We start from the raw sequence: 18805 nt of genomic DNA, 5'->3' as shown, positions 1-18805 counted from the left end.
TATCGCTACGCACGGAGGCCATGATGATGCGGTTGGCGCGGGGTTCAAGCCGACTGTACGGCGTGATGCTCATACTGGCGGCGGTAGTCCTGCTCGCGGACCAGCTCACCAAACTGTGGGCGGTCTCCGCGCTGTCCGACAGCGAGCGCGTCGCCGTGATCCCGCCTCTGATCTACTTCCGGCTGCTGTACAACCCTGGCGCCGCGTTCTCCATAGGCATCGAGGCGACATGGGTGTTCACCCTGGCAACGGCAGCGGCAGTGGTCGGCATTCTCTACACCGCACGCCGACTGGCCTCGGCGGGCTGGGCGCTCGTGCTGGGCGTGCTGCTCGGCGGTGCGGTATCCCACCTGGGCGACCGACTCTTCCGCGAGCCCGGCCTGGGCCGCGGGCATGTTGTGGACTTCATCGACTACGGCCCGTTCGTGGGTAACGTCGCCGACATCGCGCTCGTCTGCGGGTGCGCTGGGTTGGTGCTGCTCAGCCTGCGTGGTGTGCAACTCGCTAAGGTGCCGGGCGAACAATCCGCCTAGCCTCCCTGTTTCGCTTCGAGTGGCTGAGCCGGTCTGAGCTGGTGTGCAGTGGTGGTTCGGTTGCTTTTCGTCGGCAGGCATGGCCGTGGCCCGACGCGCGGGTCGGGTTCTCCAGGGTTCTTCGGGTGGTGGGCGGGCAGGGGCGCTGTCATGCTTCAGGTGGCTGGCCGCGGCAGGGCCGTGAGGCCTACGAATGCGCTGGTCAGCTCGTTTCGCCAGGGCCAGGTTGCGGAGATGCGCAGATGGAAGCGGCGACCGCCCCGGGTGATGCGAGCGGCTGCAGGCAGCAGCCGGTAGCGGAGCTTCTTCGGCTCGGCGAGATAGTCTGCTGGCCGCCGGGCGGCACGTCGATTACTCGGTCAACGAAGCGAGACGAGCCACTAGATCCAGCATGCCGACGGCTTGGCCTTCCCCTGATCTGAAACGTTCGGAACTGGTGATCGTCAGGGGCATTGTGCTGCTTTCATGGTCGGGTGAGGTACGAAGAGGCGCTGTCCGGCGTGCGTGAGCTGTGCGTTGAACATCTGGGGGAACACGTGGGGGGCCAACTGGCGGCGTTGGCGCGGCCCGGGTTCGATCTAAAGCCTGCGGATGATGACGCCGAGGCGACCGGGCTGTGCCGGTGGGGCGGCCCGGCGCTGCTGGAGCCGGGCACACGGTGGCCTGAGTACGCGGGAGTGCCGCTCAGCCTGTATGCCGTGCTCGATGTCGGCGCGCTCGGCCCGTGGCTCGGTGATCAGATCCCGTCGACCGGGTCCGCGCTGCTCAATTTCTTCTTCTTGGATCCATGGACCGGATCCAAGAAGGTTCCGAAAGATGCCGGAAGCCATGACGATCCGCGGGTATGCCGGGTCGTACCTGCTGACCCGCAACACGCGGTCGAAGTCCCGGCACCGGATCCGGCCCCGAGGTTCGACCGCGTTCGAATGCACGCCAACCCTGCCGTCACTTTGCCCTCGGCTTCGTCCTACGACTGCGATCCGGTGCTCAGCACCCTCGATTACGGAGACGAGATCGAGCGGTCATCGCTTTACCGCGTGGATCCCGGCTGGCTGGTGGTCGACAAGTTCGGCGAGGACGCCTGGCCGAGGTACTGCGAGGACGAGCAAGGTATCGAGTGGGGTGGCATACGCAATCAGGCGTTCGGCTGGCCGCCGATCCGCAGCTATGGCGTTGACCTGTTGCAGGAGCTGTCGCAGGAGGAGCCTTATGCTCACCTGCTCACTCTGGCCGGCACCGACATGTGGGAATGGGGCGACGGGGGCATTTTGCGGTTTGTCGCCCCGGCCAAAGCACTTCGGGCAGGCGACATGAGCCAGGTACGAGCCAACCCCGACGACTGGTAGCACCGCGATCTCGGGTCCTTTCGCGGGGCGGTTTCCTCCCGAGGGATCGGGTTGATCAAGCGCTGGCCCGCCAGGCAAGCGTGTCGCCCTCCGTGACCGTTCGGCCGAGGTGCCGGGCGAAGAACCGGACCGCGTAAACCGGTATGGCTACCGGCAGGACCAGATGGATCAGGGTGAAGGCCTGCTCCGCCGCCACCAGCCCGATGAACGGCCGGTCCGCGAACACCTGCCGGTACCCGCCCGGCTGCCGGATGCCCAGCGCGGCCGCCGTCTGCTGCCTCGGCAGGACCAGGCAACCGGCCGCCACGGCGAAGCTGGCCGCGTTCGTGAACGCGATGACGGCGAATCCGGTCTCGCCGGCCAGCGACACGGCACCCGCCGGCAGCAGCCCGCCCAGGCCGAGGGCGGCGTTCCGGGTGGTCGCCATGAGCATGTACAACTGGTCCCGGGCCGCGCCCTCCGCCAGCACGGAGATGTAGCTGCCTGAGGCCGGATAGTAGGCACGCTCGCCAATGGCGATCAGCGCCGCGACGGCGATCAGCGGGCCGAACCCACCCCTGAAGTGGGCATGCGTGTCGTGCCGCACGGCGAACTAGAGGAATAAGGAGGGCACGGGTAGTCGGTCGGAACCTGCATCAGGACGATCCACAGCTCGATCAGCTCTACCGCAAAAGGGAACCGTATCCGGGCATTGGACGCTGTCCCGTACTTGCGCAGCAGCCGACGGCTGCTTCCAGTCCGTCGTTCACAGTCACATGCGGAGGTGGTTGGCCGCCCAGCAACAGTTACCAATACCATTCCAGCTATGACAGCCCCAATGCGTGCCTGAAATGCACGGCTGCGGGTGCCATTTACGAGGCCACCGGGAAGTGGCTCGCCTACTGCTGAAAAGTTTACTCGGGTGGCCAAATCGCTTGGGTTGACCTCTATCTCTTCTGCGTGGCTTGCAGGAGCGCCGACGCGGCAGAGGGACAGGCCAGCTGACTGTTCAGCTCTGCAACATGTGACGCCCGCCGGCGATGACCTCCAGCAGGCGTACGAGGACTGCCTCCGTCGCCGACCCTCTGCGATTTTGTTGGTGAGAAGCAGCAGCGTTTGCCGGTCAGTTTGGGCAGCGCCGGGCGCTTGTCGGGCCCGGAATGTCGATACGAAGTAGCAGCACCAAGAGACGATCGAGTGTCATTTAGTGCCTTGTCTGTTGATCAGAAACGGAACATCTCGGCGAACCGGCTGAGAAGCGCGGGATCACCTTCCATGCGCATGCTGCCGTCGTGGAGTACTTCGTCTGGGGTCTTGCTGCCACTCATGAGTTCGCGGATCGGGTGGCCGGTCAGCCGTTCGATGACGAGGTCGGGTGCGGGGTGCGGGCCGAGGCCGACCATCAGCACCCCATCGGTGATCTGCAAGCCGAGCGTGAAGTCGCCCATGCGGACCTCGTAACCGACGGTGACTTCCTGGGCTGCTTCCGGCCGGTAGGCGGTGCGGAAGGACATGGCGATTGATTCGGCGGTGACGACTTCGCCGGGGCGGGGTTCGGTCATCGTTCGTGCGCCCCACCGGCCCAGCGCGATGAGCGCCGGTTCCAGATCGCGTCCGTAGCTGGTGAGCTCGTAGACGACTGCGCGGTCGGGATGCGGCAGCGCGCGGCGGGTGGCCAGGCCTGCCCCTTCGAGCTGCTTGAGGCGGGCCGACAGGATGTTGGTCGGGATGGCGGGCAAGCCTTTTCGCAGGTCTGTGAAGCGCTGGGGTCCAGCGAACAGGTTGCGAATGATCAGCATGCTCCACCGTTCGCCGATCATCTCCATCGCGCGGGCCAGGCCACAGAACTGTCCGTACTCTCGGGACGCCATGGTGCAGATCTTAGCTCAAACTTCAGTTGACAAACCATACTTGCAAAAGACAAGCTTGCTGCTCGCCGGCCGCAGAGTCGGCGGCCACCCGGCCGATCCCCGCAGAACGGAGAGACACATGTCGTTCCAGGCGTACCTCGACAACATCGAGGGCAAGACCGGACTGACACCGCGCGAGTTCATCGCCTTGGCGAAAGAGCGCGGCTTTGACGACCCGTCCACGAAAGCCGGAGCGATCATCGACTGGCTGAAGCGGGACTTCGACCTTGGACGTGGACACGCGATGGCGTTGGTGCACGTGATCAAGAAGGGCTCGAAGATCGACGCCAAACACGTCGGCAGTGCGGGTTCCCACCGCGATGAGAACGACACATTGTGGCTGGACGGCAAGAACAACCGGCCGTGATGAGCCCTTGCGGGCGCGATAATCGCATTCGGCCATCAGCAGCCCAGCCAGGAAGCCGAGACAGCGTGGTCCCGCGGCGCGGCGGCGCTTGCCGACGTTGTCGCGGACCATCCGGTACGACACCTCGGCTGCGCCGTTCCACCGTCGTGCCATCCATGAGCCGCTCGTTGCCCTCGTCCCGACCGGCACTCGATGAGAACCGTCGCGGTGTCAATCCCCTCAAAGCGTGGAGGCGCGGGCGGCTGCCGCAGTAAATCCGGTATTTACTGCGGCGGTCGCGGCGGCGACTCGGCTGCACGAAGGTACGCGCGGCCCGATAACTCCGAAGGCTCTCGGCCATCTCTCGCCGAAACTGACAACCATTGGCGACCCGACTGCCACGCCTCAGATCAGGGGTAGAGCGTGTAGGTCTTGGTGTTGTTGCACACGATCGTGCCCGGGAGGCAGCGCTTGGCCCTGATCGTAATCCGGTCGAGGGTGGTGCGGCTCGTGGACCATTTGAAGTCCTTGCGTGGCACAGAGCGCGCATCCGCCGCTCGACCGTGCACCGGGCCACCTGGTGGCCCCCACGCAGCAGCTGCCGCCAGACTTTGCGGGCGCCGTAGACGCCATAGTTGGTCGTGTGGATGCGCCTGATGTGGTCGTCCAACGCGGCGTCGCGAATCGCTCTAGCCGACGGCGGCCTGTTCTTGGCGGCGTAGTAGGTGCTGGGCGAGATGCCGAGGCCATGCTCGGTCAGCACATGGCAGATCGGCTCGACACCGAACAGGTCGCGGTGTTCGTCAATGAAGGTCACGAGTGCATGTGTGGCCGGTCGAGCTCGGCCGCGAAGAAAGCCGAGGCGGCCTTCAGGATCTCGTTGGCCCGGCGCAGCTCGGCGTTCTCCCGCCGCAGCCGCTTCAACTCTTCGGCCTCATCGGTGGTGGTGCCCGGCCGCTGTCCTTCGTCGATCTGGGCTTGACGGACCCATTTGCGCAGTGTCTCGGCCGTGCCGATGCTGAGCTTGGCGGCGACCGCGTTGATCGCGGCCCACTCGGTCGGGTAGTCCGGGCGGACCTCAGCGACCATCCGCACCGCGCGCTTACGCAGCTCCGCCGAATAGGGGGACTTGGCTGCCATGACTCGATCCTCTCAAAGGAACGAGTCGGAGCGCTTCAATGTTCACGTTCAGTCAGATGCTGGGACCGGGACGCCCAGATTGAGAGTTATCTGATGCCCGAGCATTTCGTGGAGGCGCTGTCCCAGGGATCACATCGATGTTCAGGTACTGCTTGATGAGGTGTTTGAGCTCAGCGCCGTTGATCAACGTGATCCTGTTCCGCTGAGCGAACTGCTCGCTGGCACGCCCGAACCACGATGGAGTCACCAGGACACCGGTGGTGGCGTTGTGGTCGGCCATGACACCGGTGAGCGCGTGGACGGCATCCAGACCGACCAGGCCCTTCCATCGCTTGGCCTGGATGAGGCAGACGCCGCCGAAGAAGAGGTTCTTGCTGGTAGCCACGGCGTCCACACCACCGTCCTTGGAAGGGACAGTGGTCCAGGCTTCGGCGCCCATGGCCACGAACAGCTCCCTTATCAAGTGCTCGAACTCGGTGGGTGTCAGCTTGAGGAGATTCCGCCGCGAATCCAGCCCGACAACGACATCCATGTCCTCGGAGAACCGAAACCGCTTGAGATCGAAGGTGATGAACGGCTCAATAGCCTCCAGGTCGTAAGGGTTGGGGGAAACGAGAGCGTTGAGGCGCTTCAAACAGGCCACAGGGTTGACGTCGGCAAGGACGAGCTCCTCGAACGCGGCGCGCTCGGCCTCCACGCTCAGCAGGTGGGGGCGTACCTTTTTGCCGGTTGCCTGATCTGTGGTGTTGAGGCGCCCGTTGAACACGATCGCCTCAACGATCCGGCCTGGAGTGGCGGTGAAGATCTCGTGCAGCGTACGCAGGGCCACGCATGCGAGGAGCTTTGCATATCGCTGCTTGACCTCTGTCTGCGGTCGCGGCACCGGGTCTATGGCGTCTCGCGCCTTGACGTATTTGTAGGCGCGTACGTCGGGGATGACGCTCTGCGGCGGCAACTCGAATTCGACAACGAGGTCATGGTTCTCCGGCCGGTAGGCAACCTGGTAGAGACGAGGGAAGCCCTTCGGGTAGGTCGATCTCTCCAGAACCCTGGCGGCGAACCACTCCACGGCTTCTGGCTGGCCATCGTCGAACTCCTCGCGCAGGCGATCCAACTTGGCATTGTCCGCCGCGACTTGGCTGGTGACCGCGGCCGTCTGACGATCGTGAGCGGTCCGAGCCGCGCTCAACTCGCGAAGACGCTGCTTCTCACGTTTCTGCTGCTGAGCCACCGCACTGTCGAACCGGCCGCGCGCCTCTTGCAGCCGGCGATCATAGCGAGACTGGCCGCTGAAGAGTTTGCTGAGGGCGGATGGTGGAGACGGCGCGTACGCCGCCCAGTCGGGAGCCGGCTCGGGGACGCCCAGGCGTCCGGCGTCGAACGGCTGTGTAGAGGCGACGACTTTCATCTGGTCGAAGGCGAGGGGACGCACGTGAAGGGCGGCGAGGAGTACTTGATCCAGTTCCTCGATGCGTTTCGCAACCTTCGCACTCTTTTGCTCGGTCGCTGCCTGCTGCTTTTCCAGATGCTGCCGCTGGCGTTCCTGCTCTTTCTCCTTGGCCTGTCTGGCAGCCTCGCGTGCCCGTCGTTCGGCTTCTTTGCGCTGAGCCGCCTGTTGCCTTTCCCACTCACTACGACCACCGGCCACCGCGATCAGCCCTCCGTACTTGCCAGATGGGCAGGCGCGGGTCAGTCCGTCGGCGGACCAGCGCCCACTGTGACGTTTCGTCAAGATTAGATCAACTGCGGGTATCCGTCATGGGCGTGCCAGCAAGCAGAACAAAGCGCGCGAACCACGCGTGACCGAGAGAAAGTGGATGTCCATCGGATCCGGCGCGTCGCTTCAAAGGTGTACGCACGGACGAGCTATTTGGCTCGAATTGTCAGGAAAAATTCCGAGTTTGTTTGATACCAAGGCAATCGACCCGGATGAAGCTATCGTTGCCAGGGGGCTTGGGAGTCGTACGAGGAGATCGGCATGCCTGATCTTGATCGCGAGGCGATGCGGGCAGCGGCGCAACGCATCCAGAAGCTGTCCGACGACCACTGGTGGACCCTTCATCCTTCCTGCCAGCTCATGGATGCCGGAGCATGGGTGGGACCGACCGGCGGCCACTTCGGCCAGACCGTACACGGCCGCGAGCGGGAGCTGCGCGCGGTGCTCGCCCGGGCTGTCGCCGACGCCAGCGACAAACTGGCAGGTACGAGGTGAGCTTCACCGGGGTCAAGCAACCCGAGTTCGACAGTCTGGTCTCCAGGCATAGCACGGCGGCCCAGCAACTCGAGGAACTGGCCGCGGCACTGTACGGCGAGCTCACGGCCGCGGGGCTGGACACCGGGCCGGCGCTGCGCATCCGCGACATGGCCAAGGAGGTCGGGGCGGAGGTCGAGGACCTGCGACGGCGGCAGCGACTGATCAGGGATATGGAACGACTGAAGGTAACTTTCGGCACGCACACGCCGGCCGGGACCATGGTCCCCGTCCCCGATTCACTGGCAGCCGCCGAGGGATTACTGAACGGAACGCTGGCCGCGAACGCCGCAGTGGCCGCGGGCCGCGGGGACGCCACAGCGCTGGCGCAACTGCGAGGGTTCGCGGGCAAGGCCTCTGACCCGGAATTCGTCAAGGCCTTCCTGGCCAAACTGGGGGCCAAGGGCATCACCGAGCTTCCGGCATCGCTGGCTCTTCAGATGCGGGCCAATGTCATGATGCGGACCGCCAAGGGCGACCAGGTGTCCCAGCAAGTCAAGGAGGGCATGAAGCTGCTCGCCACCGCGCTGGCCAAGGGCACTGACCCTAAAGACCCGGCCTTCATGGGGGATGCGTTGCTCTCCCAGCTGGTGAAGGAAGGGCGGGCGCAGCACAGGGCCAACGAGGTGGCTTACGTCGGGTATCAGGCACAGGCCCTGATCTGGCGGGCGAGCGACGGCAAGCCGCCGTTCTCCAAGCGATTCATGGAAGTGGTGGGCCGGGACGCGATCGTCCATCAAAAGGAGCTGTCGGACGCCGGACCGCCTTATGCCAACGCCATGGACTTGGCCACCGTGCTCGGGCTCAGCGATTCGATGCAGCCCGGCGGGCCCTACATGGGGGAACCGGGTAAGCCGATAAAGGCCAGCGTCATCGACGATCTGTCCCAGGCCGCGAGACACACGCCGGAGGCGGCACAGGCCCTGCTCTTCCACACCCCACAGGGCTGGAACAAGAGCATCATGGAGTACTTGCTCACGGATCGGCTGGACGGCTTCAACCACACACGGAACTACGCTCCTTTCGCCGGCCTTCTGCAGACGGCGTTGAGCGGCAAGGACAAGGAATCGCTCAAGTTCACCAACGACGCGCTCGTCCTCCTCAAGAATGAACTCGACGGTGTCTTCAAGCGAGGGGACGACGGGAAACTCACGATCGTCAATCCAGCGAAGCTGGAGCGGTTGTCCTTCCTGGATGGCCCAATCGGGACGGTCATGGCCGCGCACATCGACGAGATTTTCAGTGTCTTCGAGGGCCAGGACCCTGCGCTGAAGAACATCGACCGGGCCGAGATGGATCGGGTGCTGACCTTCGTGGGCCGCCACGAGGGCGCGGTAAAGGCGCTGCTGGGAGCGGAGACCCAGAGGATGCTCAACAAGACCCAGGAGTCCTACAAGCGGGCTGATGGGGAGAACATGGAGGAGGTGCTCATTCCGGAGGCGCGCTTCATGGGGCACCTACTCGAACCCCGCCGGCTGGTTCTAATGGCGCAGGCCAAGGGCGATGAACAGGCGAAGGCGGAAATGAAGAGCCTGATCAATGACATGCTCAGTGAGCTGACAGGGCCTGTGGGCAAGCTCGCCACGCGGTTCGGGTTCTGGGGTGACAAAGCACACGAGAAGCTCACGCCGATGGGGTTCGAAAAGCTGTCGGCAGTCCTGGCCGACCGACTGCTGGGCGTCGGCCTGACCACGGACTCAGCCTTGCAGCAGGCGAGCAACGACCGCGAGATGACCATGTGGATGGTCCGCCAGATGATCCTCGGCACAAGAATCGCGCACGGCGAATGGAACGCTCAGGCGCACAAGGACCTTAAGGGCAAGCTATTCGCCACAGACGGTCACCCGCCCGCCCTCAAACCGCTCGACGATATCGTCAACGACCCGGCCGCCTTCGACCAATTCATCAAGTGGGCACGCTTTCACACCAAGACCGAAAGCAATACCCAGACCATCCAGGAGGCCATGGACAACAGCGCAGGCGTAGCCGTCCATGACAATCTAGGCATCGACCGGAACTACTGACATGCCCACACGCGTCCCCGCTGCCATCCTAGGCACGCTGCTCCTACTGTCGCTAAGTTCCGGCTGCGCCAACCCAAGCAGTAGCCCTACACAACCAACACCGAAGGTCATCGCCGACACCAGCCCCATCACTGACACCAGCCCATATTGGTGCAAGATCTTCCCGCAGCAGGCGATACGCAAAATCAGCGGGCTAACAATACCGCTAGAGGAGAGCATCGACGGCGTCCCCACTACCCATGGGGGATGCATACTCAAAAACGAGTACATCCGCTTCTCCCTCAACTGGTCCACCAGCGGAGGAGACGAGGCCCTTAAGCTCGCCCGCGAGAACTTCGGCAGCCATCAGCTAGCCGAGCTACCAGCCGATCTCGGGAAAGGCTTGATCGCATACACACACGACCTTCCTATAACAAGTCCGCACGTCGCCTTCATGCTGTTCCGATGCGGCGATGAGCGTCCCTGGATGGGCATCGACTTTTCCGAGGCTGCGAAGGGGCGGAACATGGTCACAGATTCGGTCGAGCTGCTTCGTGTCGCCCGCACGCGCTACGGCAAAATACATCACTGCACCCCCAAAGCAACATAGCGAGTTTATGCTTAAAACACGGCACGTGGTGAGCGCGACAACAACCAGCATGGACCCGATTCCGTAGAACAACCCCACTGTCCGGCCGAGGCAAGACTGTACGTGCTCACCCATATCCGCCAGCATGAAGAGACGCCCAAGCGCGAGGGAGACTCCGGTGCCGAACAAGCTCTGCTACGCCGACGCGGTGAAGCTGTTGGGCGGCTCCGGCAGCGCACTCGTGACCGCGCTGGACAGGTTAACCGGCGGCGTACTGCTCGCAGGGACCGGTGGCGGCGTGGAGTTCGCGCTCAGCCTCTTCGACGCCAAGGCCGAGTTAGCCCAGCTCAGTGGTGCGCTGGTCAGCGGCCTGGGAGACCGGCTTCGTGGCCTGGGCCGCTTCGACAGGACAGAACGGCTCACCGCCGCCCACAAGGTGATCGTGCTCACTGGATTCTTCGAGTCGTTGAATGCTGTGACGTGGCCTTTTGAGATCAAGGAACTCCAGCTCGGCAAATCAGCGCAGGTCACCCTGGCCACCGGTGAGCATGTACCTTCCGACCGGCTCCGCGCACTCACCGGCGTGCTTAATGACAGCGGCATCCCCGGGGAACCCGTACAGCTCGACGACGCCACCATGCGTGAAGCGCTGGGGTTGTTCTACGCCTCGTTGAGCGAGCGGCTGATTGCCTATCTGCGTGAGGCGGCCGCCTGGGATCGGATCGACTCCGCAATGGATGTCGAGCGGGTGCTGACCGATGAGGTCCCCGAAGCCGCGGTGCGCCGCTATGAGGAGCACTTACGCCGCCTGGCCGGCGAGTTCCCTGAAGTGGCGTTCTGGGCGAACCGGCTCGACCACGTCGCCACCCATGAACGCCTGCTGCGGCTGCACACCGGGCTGGAGGGCCTAGGACGGGTCCTCGACGGGATCGCCTCCGGTGCGGCGCTTGCGGACGAGCGGCGGCAAGCGCTAGCCAGGCGCTACCGACGCAGCCTGGACAGACCCATCGTGCCGACCGGGGGTGCCCCCGAAGGGCTGACCATCCCGTCACTGGCGGATGCGTACGTAAACCCCCGATTCCGTGCCGCCGGAGTCACCCGGTCCGCGCCACTCGATCAGGAATCGTGGTGGGCGGAATACCCGGTCAGGGACGACTTCCAGGAGTTCCTCATCGGCTACCTGACCTCGATGGAGGCTACTCGGAGCCCTCTCATCGTCTTGGGCCAGCCCGGCTCGGGAAAGTCGGTGCTCACCCAGGTGCTCGCCGCCCGTCTGCCCGCCCGCGACTTCCTGACAGTGCGGGTTGCGCTACGCGACGTCCCCTCCGACACCGATCTGCAATCTCAGATCGAGTACGCGATCAGGGATGCCACGGGCGAGAGCCTGACCTGGACAGTGCTGGCCAGAACCGCCACCGGCGCACTGCCCGTCATCCTGCTCGACGGATTCGACGAACTGCTCCAGGCGACAGGCATCGGCCAGACCGACTATCTGGAGCAGGTCGTACGCTTCCAGGAACGTGAAGCCGACCAAGGAAGGCCCGCCGCCGTTCTGGTCACAAGCCGCATCGCGGTCGCCGACCGGGCTCGAATCCCACCCGGCGGCGCAGTCGCCATCAGACTGGAGCCGTTCACCGACCAGCAGGTCCAGCAGTGGCTGACGACCTGGAACGAGCACAACATCGGATACCTGACTGGGCAAGGGCTGCAACCGCTGAGTGCAGAGACAGCGCTGCGACATCCTGACCTGGCCATGCAACCGCTGCTCCTTCTGATGCTGGCCCTGTACGACGCCGCGGACAACGCCCTTCAACAGCGCGGCAAAGAGATCGGCCAAGCCGACCTGTACGAGCGAATCCTGCGGCGCTTCACCGAGCGCGAGATTCACAAAACCCAGCCAGAGCTGGCTGGCGGACCGCTGGAATCAGCGGTTGAGGATGAAATGCTGAGGCTGTCGATCGCGGGATTCGCCATGTTCAACCGGGGCCGCCAGTGGGCCACCGACGACGAGCTCTCCGCGGACCTGATCGCGCTACTCGGCTCCCCGGTCATCGAACAACGCATATCGGACTTCCACGCCCCACCGACGCCCGCGCAGCGAGTCATCGGCCGGTTCTTCTTCATCCACCAGGCCCAGGCCCTGCGCAAGGATGCCAGTCTCACCACTTGCGAGTTCTTGCACGCGACGTTCGGCGAGTTTCTCGTCGCTCGGCTGATCCTGCGCGAACTCATCGACCTGGCCGCCGTGGCGGCGACCCGCAGCAGGCACACGACCAACGACGGTTTCGTACGAGCCCTGCTGTCCTTCGCACCCCTGACAACCCGCGGCCAGATCATCGAGTTCCTGACCACGCTCACCAGGCAGCTCTCCGGCGACCAGCGCCGGCTGATTCGCGAACTGCTGCTGACCGCCTTCAGCGGAGCCCTCGAACCGCACAGAGACACCGGCTACGACACCTACCGCCCCGCCAGCCTGAACGCCCCCGCCCGCCATGCTGCCTACTCCGCGAATCTGGTCCTTGTGATCGCTCTAATGGGCAGCCCTGTCAGCGGCCGCGAACTGTTCCCCTACGCAGCCTTTCCAGCGGCCGCGTGGCGACGCCACGCGCTGCTCTGGAGATCGCAGTTCACTGCCGAAGCGTGGCGGAACCTCGCCGTGAGCCTGCGCCTTGAGCGGATCTGGCACAAAGGCGATCGGGAAATCTCGATCACCATGACGGACGTGCCCTGGACCGCTCCCGACCTCGACGCCTTCTGGATCTTCCAGATGTCGCCGGACGACCCCAGGAGAAAGTGGGGAGGCTGGCGCATAGTCCACACCGAACATCTCCTCAGGGAAAGCTACTTGACCTGCGATCTGGCGGAGGACATCGCCTGGCACGGTCTCACACCGATCATTCGCGAAATGGACGATGAAGATAGAGAGGGCCCTGATGAGGGGGAGGCTACGACCGCGTTCGCCACCCTTTCCACAGACCAGGCACTCTCCGTCACAAACGCCATCACCAGGGTTTGGCTCGCCTCCAGCCGCCCGACCGGAGGCGACGACCTTCAGCAGGCGTACGAGCACTGCCTCGCGGTCATCGAGCAGGGCCGCGCGGTCGAGGACACGGTGAGCCGCGACGACTACCTGGCCCGCCTCCTGCGGCAACTCGCCGCTGACCGCGAACGAGTCACTCCCGAGTTCCGGGCCAGGACGCTGGATCTCCTAAGGAAGTCCATCCTCAACGACCCACACCTAGCCGATTTGCCTTTGGTGAGGCATTGGGCGGAGTTGGCCTTCGCCGACGTCGGCTGGCCGACCACAGCTGAGTGAGGCAAACACTCACAAGGATGGCCCCGGCCATGGCCGGGGTCGAGACGGATGGTACTGGTCTAGAGGTCGAGGGCGTCGCAGGGCACCGGCACCGTTCGCCGCGGCGCTCTCATCGCACTTCGCCGCGCAGGATCCGTTCGAAGAGACTTCTCGCGGCTGCGGTCAACATCCACTCGGTTTCGTGGGTGGTGCCCTCGGCGCGCTCCGTCCGGCGTACGAACCCTTGGCCGCCAGCGGCGCACAGTTCGTACAACGTCCTGCTGCACTCGCACGAATGCGAGACCACGCGGATGCATCGCGCCCGACGGGTCGGTTCGAACCAGATCAGCCTGACGAAGTTGGCCTGCGGAGGCGCGAAATGCGGTCCATGGAAGTCAGGGATCTCCGTCATGTCACGCGGTCCTCCCCTCGAAGACCTCGACGAGGTTCCTGAGCGCGATATCGACGCGGGCCATGACGAGTTCGTGGACGTAGTCGCTTCCCGACGGCAGCCGATAGCCGTGCTTCTCCAGCACGGCCCGAACCTCCGACATCAGGTGAGGTGCGAATCGCTCATCCGTGGTTGGGTTACCCATGGGTCGGACCTCCCGTGTCCGATCAAGGGCCCGCCTCGGCGCTTGCATCGCTTGGGCGGGCTCGTTGTTTCTCCGCAGCGTACGTGCTACTCGTACATTCCGTCTAGTACGTCTAGCCCGTACCGGGCGTAAGTACCATGACTACTCGTCTCTAACGTGTTGTCCGTGACAGTCGACCAGCTTGACCCGACGCCGATCTATGAGCAGCTGGCGGGGATCATCAGGGAGAAAATCAAGGCCGGCGACTTGGCGGAGCGGCAGCTGGTGCCTTCCGAGAGCTCGCTGCAGCAGGAGCACGGCATTGCCCGCGGTTCGGTCCGGCGTGCCATGGAGTTCCTGCGAGAGGAGGGCTGGGTCGTCACGATTCAGGGGCGTGGAACGTTCGTGGCGCCTCGGGAGAACTGGCCCGAGAAGTCGTAGATCCACATCAGCAATCGCCTCCAGGCCGATAACGCTGACTGCGGGAACCAATTTGGTGGCCGCCCAACAGGCCACCACCAAGGAGGCCGACGACGTCCAGTTGCACTCCGCCCCGCTGGCCCACGGCCATGTGCTGATCAACGCCCAGCATGACATCGGCAGGGGCATCGGCACCACGTCCACCCGGCTGGATGTGGGTGACTGGGACGCCTCGATCGCGCTGCTGGCGAACCTGATCTACCGGGGGGTGCCGACGCCAAGGCCCTGGATGAGCTGGCCGACCGGCTGGGGAATCTACTGCTGGCGCTGACCCAGGCCAGCGCCTACATCACCCGCACTCCGCATGACCGTACGCAAGTATCTGCACCTATTGAAGAATTTCAGCACCCAACTTGGCTCCACTTCCGCAAGATCAGGAGCACCTCAGCCCGACCACCGTCAGCCAGTGGTCGAACATTGGTGCAGACGCGTCAGTGCTCTGCCCGCAATCGCGTGACCTCGTCGACGATGCGATCGACTGCATCGGACGGATCCTCGTGCTCCCAGATACGGATGACCCGCCACCCTGCCTGATGTAGGTGCTCGTTGGTGGCAACGTCCCGGGCGATGTTCTTCGCCAGCTTCTCGGACCACCATGCGTCGTTCGCGGCAGGGCGTGTGGCGTGCTCGGGGCAGGAGTGCCAGAAGCACCCGTCTATGAAGACCGCAACCTTCGCTCGCGTGAAGGCTACGTCGACCGTCCGGCGCTTCATGCCGGGTATCGGCCACGCGACCCGGTACCGCAGGCCACGGGCGTGCAGGAGTTTTCGTACGGAGATCTCAGGCGCGGTGTCCCTGCGTCGCTGCTTGCTCATCCGCACCGACACGCCGGCCGAACTGGGGAAAGGCATGGTGGCCACAGAAAGACGGTATATCCCGTCTACAACGCCTGACGCAAACGATTGCTCCGAGTGGCCGATTCACGGCGGCTCTCTGAACTGCACTCCCGATGGGAAACACGTTCCAGGCAGGGGTCCACTTGCATCAACAGGGACCGACACGGAGAACTCGGCCACCCCCCTGTGTTGCGCTCCCCTCGCTGTCCGTTCGAAGTCCTGAAACCGCCGGCCCGGCCAGATGAACAAGGTTGGCCATCCCGCCGCTACGACCGATCGTCAGGATATACCGGGCTAAACTTACCCACACGATCATGTGGTGTCGCGGGAGGGCACTGTGGCGAAGAAGACGGGCGAGTTACCTGAGCAGGCTCTGTCGAGCCTGAAGACCACCGTGCAGAATTACCTGGACGCCATCGACCGAGTTCAGGCTGCATCGCTCAGTCATGACTCATGGTTGGAATCTGCCGCACAGCTCGGCTGCTTGTCGGCCGACATGCGGGACGCTGTCTCACGAGTGAATCGGGCGCTCGGGATCAGGTCCGGTCAGGACGCCATCCTGCGGTACCTGCGGAACCACGTCGGCACACCCGTAGCGGCCGATGCCCTGGGCGGCGTCGCAGGAATATCTGAGTGGGCACGGCGAGTACGCGAGCTTCGGGTCGAGTCCGGTTGGCCGATCGAGTCGGGCACCAACCGCGACGACTTACCTCACGACCACTACAGACTCGCCGCGGACAAGCCTGACACCGACCTCGCAGAACGCTGGCGAATCGCCAAGGCCGCACGCAATCTTAAGAAGCCAGGAGACGGGAAGACGTCCGGGAAGGACAGACTCCTTCACTATCTCAAGGAGATCTCGCCTCGCCCCGCCGACAAGGAACAGCTGGGTTATGTCGCGAACATCCAAGAATGGCCTCGTCGGATGCGTGAACTGGAGGAAGAGGGCTGGCAGATCGTCTCGAATGTCGACGATCCGAGCCTGCCACCAGGTTCATATCGGCTCCCCACTCTGACCCAGCGTCCGCCTCGTGTACGCCAGGCCATCAAGCTTCGCCACACGATCCTCGAGCGGGACAACAAGACTTGCCAGGACTGCGGCGCCGTACCCGGTCAAGGCGTTGCCCTCCAGGTTCACCATGTCCTGCCCGTGCACCAAGGCGGTGACAATGACGAGCGCAACCTCGTTACCCTCTGCTACAGCTGCCATGGAGGAAGGCACGCTCTGATGGGCAGCTCACCGAAGGACGAACTGCTTCACCCGGACCAGGAGCCGGATCTCTTGCTGCAGTAAGCGGATGGATGGATCTCCCACATCTGGTCCGGCCTCCCACCGTCACGCTTGCACTGGCAGAAGAACCTCCACTACCGGTCGTATCCCACCTCGGCCGGAAGCAGATACTTCAACCTCAAACATGTGCTCAACGTGCCATCCGTGACCCCTGATACTGTCAGTGGCCCCCAGTAGCCTGTGTGCTCGTCCACCAGCTTGCTGCCTCTGGGACTCCCGACCACAGAAACTGTGGCAGCATCGTCCCGAATGACACACCCCTGGAGATCAAGTGCACCCCGTCAAGATTGTTGACTTGTTCGCCGGTCCCGGCGGGCTCGACGTGGCAGCGGAAAAGCTCGGCATCGCGACGGTGGGTGTGGAATGGGATGCCTCAGCTTGTGAGACGCGCCGGGCTGCTGGCCTGGCCACGGTGGAGGGGGATGTACGAAGCTACGGCCCTTCCGACTTCCCTGACGCGGATGTCCTGGCGGGGGGACCGCCGTGTCAGACCTTTACGGTCGCTGGCAGCGGGGCCGGCCGCAGGGCACTCGATGAGGTACTGCGCTTCGTCAAGCGTATGGTCGCCCGAGAAGACCGAGATGAGATCGACCGGGATCTGTCCAAGCTGGAGGACGAGCGAACCGGGCTGGTGCTGGAGCCTCTCCGCTGGGCCCTTGAAGCGATCGACAACGAGAACAACACTCCTTATCGGGCGATCATTCTTGAGCAGGTCCCGGCAGTGCTCCCGGTATGGGACGCTTACGCAGCGGCTCTGCGTGATGAGGGCTATTCCGCAAAATGCGGTATTCTACGCACAGAGGAATACGGCGTCCCGCAGACCCGCAAAAGGGCAGTGCTCATCGCCCGTAGGAGCATTGAAGACGTGGCCCTGCCCGAGCCCACGCATCGGCCTTACCGGAAGGGCGTCCCACGCGAGGTCGGGGACCAGGCACGTGAGCCATGGACGACGATGGCAGACGTACTTGATCGACCGTCACCGTTCCGCGTCATCTCGAATTACGGCACCGGCGGGGACCCCAAAGCTCGGGGTCGTCGCGGCTCCTGGGAACCGTCCGCAACGGTAACCGGAAAGATCTCCCGTAATCGCATCGTCTCACTGGACGGCGCCGAACTGGAACGCTTTTCCCTCGCAGAAGCAGGCTGCCTTCAGACCTTTCCTAGCGACTATCCGTGGTCAGGGCGCGATGTGGGTCAGCAGATCGGAAATGCTGTCCCCCCTCGATTGGCCATGCACGTCCTTTGTGCTGCATTCGGCCGGGGCAAGCCAGATAAAGATCTGTTGAAGACTCTCAAGACATGGAGATCCGAAGAAGCTTCAGAGCCAGAAACCTTCGACATTGCGGCTGAGGCCGACGTGGAATACGCCTGACGTCCGTCGGACGTAACACCGATGATCTCCCAGTGCCTTTCAGTGCACTTCGAACCGACAACAGGGGACGTTCGCGATCCCAAGAAAATCGTCCTGCTCGCATGGCAGTGTCTCTTACTGGGGGATGTGGATGGGCGCCATCGCCGGTAGGAAGCTGCGACTTGCATGAGTCATAGCAGCAGGCGGTAGCTGCCCGGAGCAAGTTGCGGATCCTCATCGGAAGATTGGATATCCCAGCCATCGGCCCTTAGGTCATCGATCGACGATTTCCAGGTGCCGGTCTTGGTGACGTAGTCAAGATCCTCCCGATCAGCCGCCTCAGGACTGATGGCCTTCAGGTAGGCGAGGATACGGTCGCGGACGGCGCCACCATGCCTCCGGATATCGGCGGCCAGTCGCCATTTCCTCGCCAGATCTTCATCCGGTTCCGGTCGGAGAAGGATGTACTGGTCGGAGCGAAGATCAGGCGACTGCACCCCACTCTCGATAGGCCAGCCATGCTCCACGCGTAGCTCTCTGACTCGCCGCGCCCACTCAGCGATCCCGGCGACGCCGGCCAACTCCGGACCGGAGACGACCTGGCCTACGTGTCTCAGCAGAAACCGAAGGAGACGCTGCTGAGCCCCGCCCAACCCTAAGAGAACGCCTACCCTCGCCATATGTTCACGATGAAGCGCCATACTGAGCCCCACAGCAGCGCTGACGTCCTGCCAGTCATCCTCCATCACTATGTCGGCTTTGGCTATTTTGTCCAGATGGCCGACGGCAACCTCCAAGGCATCACGCGCGCTAGCGATTGCAGAGCGTAGTTCGTCGTCCGAACGCATGGGCATAGTCTGACACGCGATAGCCTGTACGC

At 63.8% G+C, this 18805-nt stretch carries 18 protein-coding genes and 2 pseudogenes; 11 read left to right on the top strand and 9 right to left on the bottom strand.

What is annotated here, in order from left to right; all coding sequences use genetic code 11:
• Nucleotides 1-65 precede the first annotated feature (65 nt).
• Nucleotides 66-533, top strand: coding sequence for a signal peptidase II (locus tag AB0C30_RS14065; RefSeq protein WP_357944564.1), 468 nt, complete (start codon nucleotides 66-68; stop codon nucleotides 531-533).
• A gap of 155 nt (nucleotides 534-688) precedes the next feature.
• Here the strand turns inward: AB0C30_RS14065 and AB0C30_RS14060 are convergent.
• Nucleotides 689-850: pseudogene (locus AB0C30_RS14060) on the bottom strand (IS1380 family transposase); the annotation flags it as partial.
• Between the two features lie 156 nt (nucleotides 851-1006).
• On the opposite strand from AB0C30_RS14060, the gene AB0C30_RS14055 reads away from it, so the two are divergent.
• Nucleotides 1007-1879: a DUF1963 domain-containing protein gene (locus AB0C30_RS14055; RefSeq protein ID WP_357943170.1), complete on the top strand. Its 873-nt coding sequence runs from the start codon at nucleotides 1007-1009 to the stop codon at nucleotides 1877-1879.
• Between the two features lie 55 nt (nucleotides 1880-1934).
• Here AB0C30_RS14055 and AB0C30_RS14050 read toward each other — a convergent pair whose 3' ends face one another.
• Together AB0C30_RS14050 and AB0C30_RS14045 are read right to left on the bottom strand one after the other, a co-directional pair.
• Nucleotides 1935-2465 carry a hypothetical protein gene (locus AB0C30_RS14050; RefSeq protein WP_357943168.1) on the bottom strand — a complete coding sequence of 177 codons (531 nt, stop codon included), beginning with the start codon at nucleotides 2463-2465 and terminating at the stop codon, nucleotides 1935-1937.
• Between the two features lie 616 nt (nucleotides 2466-3081).
• A complete protein-coding gene (locus AB0C30_RS14045; RefSeq protein WP_357943166.1) occupies nucleotides 3082-3684 on the bottom strand; it encodes a winged helix-turn-helix transcriptional regulator in 603 nt (200 codons plus the stop codon).
• Nucleotides 3685-3847: 163 nt separating this feature from the next.
• On the opposite strand from AB0C30_RS14045, the gene AB0C30_RS14040 reads away from it, so the two are divergent.
• Complete coding sequence (locus tag AB0C30_RS14040; protein ID WP_357944562.1) at nucleotides 3848-4135, top strand: DUF4287 domain-containing protein; 288 nt, start codon at nucleotides 3848-3850, stop codon at nucleotides 4133-4135.
• Between the two features lie 389 nt (nucleotides 4136-4524).
• On the opposite strand, the gene AB0C30_RS14035 is transcribed toward AB0C30_RS14040, so the two are convergent.
• From AB0C30_RS14035 to AB0C30_RS14025, 3 genes and pseudogenes are all read right to left on the bottom strand, one after another.
• Nucleotides 4525-4653, bottom strand: a complete 129-nt coding sequence (locus tag AB0C30_RS14035; protein WP_357944625.1) for a hypothetical protein — start codon at nucleotides 4651-4653, stop codon at nucleotides 4525-4527.
• Between the two features lie 8 nt (nucleotides 4654-4661).
• Nucleotides 4662-5254 (bottom strand): annotated as a pseudogene (locus AB0C30_RS14030) (IS3 family transposase); the annotation flags it as partial.
• 52 nt (nucleotides 5255-5306) lie between these two features.
• Nucleotides 5307-6986 (bottom strand): restriction endonuclease, encoded by a 1680-nt coding sequence (locus AB0C30_RS14025; RefSeq protein ID WP_357943164.1) that lies wholly within the window; start codon nucleotides 6984-6986, stop codon nucleotides 5307-5309.
• A gap of 246 nt (nucleotides 6987-7232) precedes the next feature.
• Between AB0C30_RS14025 and AB0C30_RS14020 the strand changes: the two genes are divergently transcribed.
• The 4 genes from AB0C30_RS14020 (at nucleotide 7233) to AB0C30_RS14005 (ending at nucleotide 13413) form a co-directional block, all read left to right on the top strand.
• On the top strand, nucleotides 7233-7466 hold the full coding sequence (locus tag AB0C30_RS14020; protein ID WP_357943162.1) for a hypothetical protein: 234 nt from the start codon (nucleotides 7233-7235) through the stop codon (nucleotides 7464-7466).
• Complete coding sequence (locus AB0C30_RS14015) at nucleotides 7463-9529, top strand: hypothetical protein (protein WP_357943160.1); 2067 nt, start codon at nucleotides 7463-7465, stop codon at nucleotides 9527-9529. The genes AB0C30_RS14020 and AB0C30_RS14015 overlap by 4 nt, the downstream gene beginning before the upstream one ends.
• 1 nt (nucleotide 9530) lies before the next feature.
• Nucleotides 9531-10118, top strand: a complete 588-nt coding sequence (locus AB0C30_RS14010) for a hypothetical protein (RefSeq protein WP_357943158.1) — start codon at nucleotides 9531-9533, stop codon at nucleotides 10116-10118.
• Nucleotides 10119-10275: 157 nt separating this feature from the next.
• A complete protein-coding gene (locus AB0C30_RS14005) occupies nucleotides 10276-13413 on the top strand; it encodes a hypothetical protein (RefSeq protein ID WP_357943156.1) in 3138 nt (1045 codons plus the stop codon).
• Nucleotides 13414-13805: 392 nt separating this feature from the next.
• Here the strand turns inward: AB0C30_RS14005 and AB0C30_RS14000 are convergent, their stop codons facing one another.
• The gene (locus AB0C30_RS14000) at nucleotides 13806-13946 is read right to left on the bottom strand and encodes a hypothetical protein (RefSeq protein WP_357943154.1); all 141 of its coding nucleotides are present in this window, start codon (nucleotides 13944-13946) and stop codon (nucleotides 13806-13808) included.
• 207 nt (nucleotides 13947-14153) lie between these two features.
• On the opposite strand from AB0C30_RS14000, the gene AB0C30_RS13995 reads away from it, so the two are divergent.
• Together AB0C30_RS13995 and AB0C30_RS13990 are read left to right on the top strand one after the other, a co-directional pair.
• Nucleotides 14154-14408, top strand: coding sequence for a GntR family transcriptional regulator (locus tag AB0C30_RS13995; RefSeq protein WP_357943152.1), 255 nt, complete (start codon nucleotides 14154-14156; stop codon nucleotides 14406-14408).
• 55 nt (nucleotides 14409-14463) lie between these two features.
• Nucleotides 14464-14718: a hypothetical protein gene (locus AB0C30_RS13990; RefSeq protein ID WP_357943150.1), complete on the top strand. Its 255-nt coding sequence runs from the start codon at nucleotides 14464-14466 to the stop codon at nucleotides 14716-14718.
• 160 nt (nucleotides 14719-14878) lie between these two features.
• Here AB0C30_RS13990 and AB0C30_RS13985 read toward each other — a convergent pair whose 3' ends face one another.
• Nucleotides 14879-15298 (bottom strand): very short patch repair endonuclease, encoded by a 420-nt coding sequence (locus AB0C30_RS13985; protein WP_357944560.1) that lies wholly within the window; start codon nucleotides 15296-15298, stop codon nucleotides 14879-14881.
• A gap of 322 nt (nucleotides 15299-15620) precedes the next feature.
• On the opposite strand from AB0C30_RS13985, the gene AB0C30_RS13980 reads away from it, so the two are divergent.
• Both AB0C30_RS13980 and AB0C30_RS13975 read left to right on the top strand, forming a co-directional pair.
• Entirely contained in the window at nucleotides 15621-16577 is a 957-nt protein-coding gene (locus AB0C30_RS13980) for an HNH endonuclease signature motif containing protein (protein ID WP_357943148.1), read from the top strand.
• A gap of 268 nt (nucleotides 16578-16845) precedes the next feature.
• A complete protein-coding gene (locus tag AB0C30_RS13975) occupies nucleotides 16846-17946 on the top strand; it encodes a DNA cytosine methyltransferase (protein WP_357943146.1) in 1101 nt (366 codons plus the stop codon).
• A 170-nt stretch (nucleotides 17947-18116) separates the two neighbouring features.
• On the opposite strand, the gene AB0C30_RS13970 is transcribed toward AB0C30_RS13975, so the two are convergent.
• Nucleotides 18117-18773 (bottom strand): hypothetical protein, encoded by a 657-nt coding sequence (locus AB0C30_RS13970; protein WP_357943144.1) that lies wholly within the window; start codon nucleotides 18771-18773, stop codon nucleotides 18117-18119.
• Nucleotides 18774-18805: the final 32 nt, after the last annotated feature.

This window comes from Nonomuraea sp. NPDC048901, from assembly GCF_040649695.1.
GTDB lineage: Bacteria > Actinomycetota > Actinomycetes > Streptosporangiales > Streptosporangiaceae > Nonomuraea.
The sequence above is the reverse complement of the archived record's forward strand: the minus strand, read 5'-3'. Positions and strand labels throughout refer to the sequence as shown.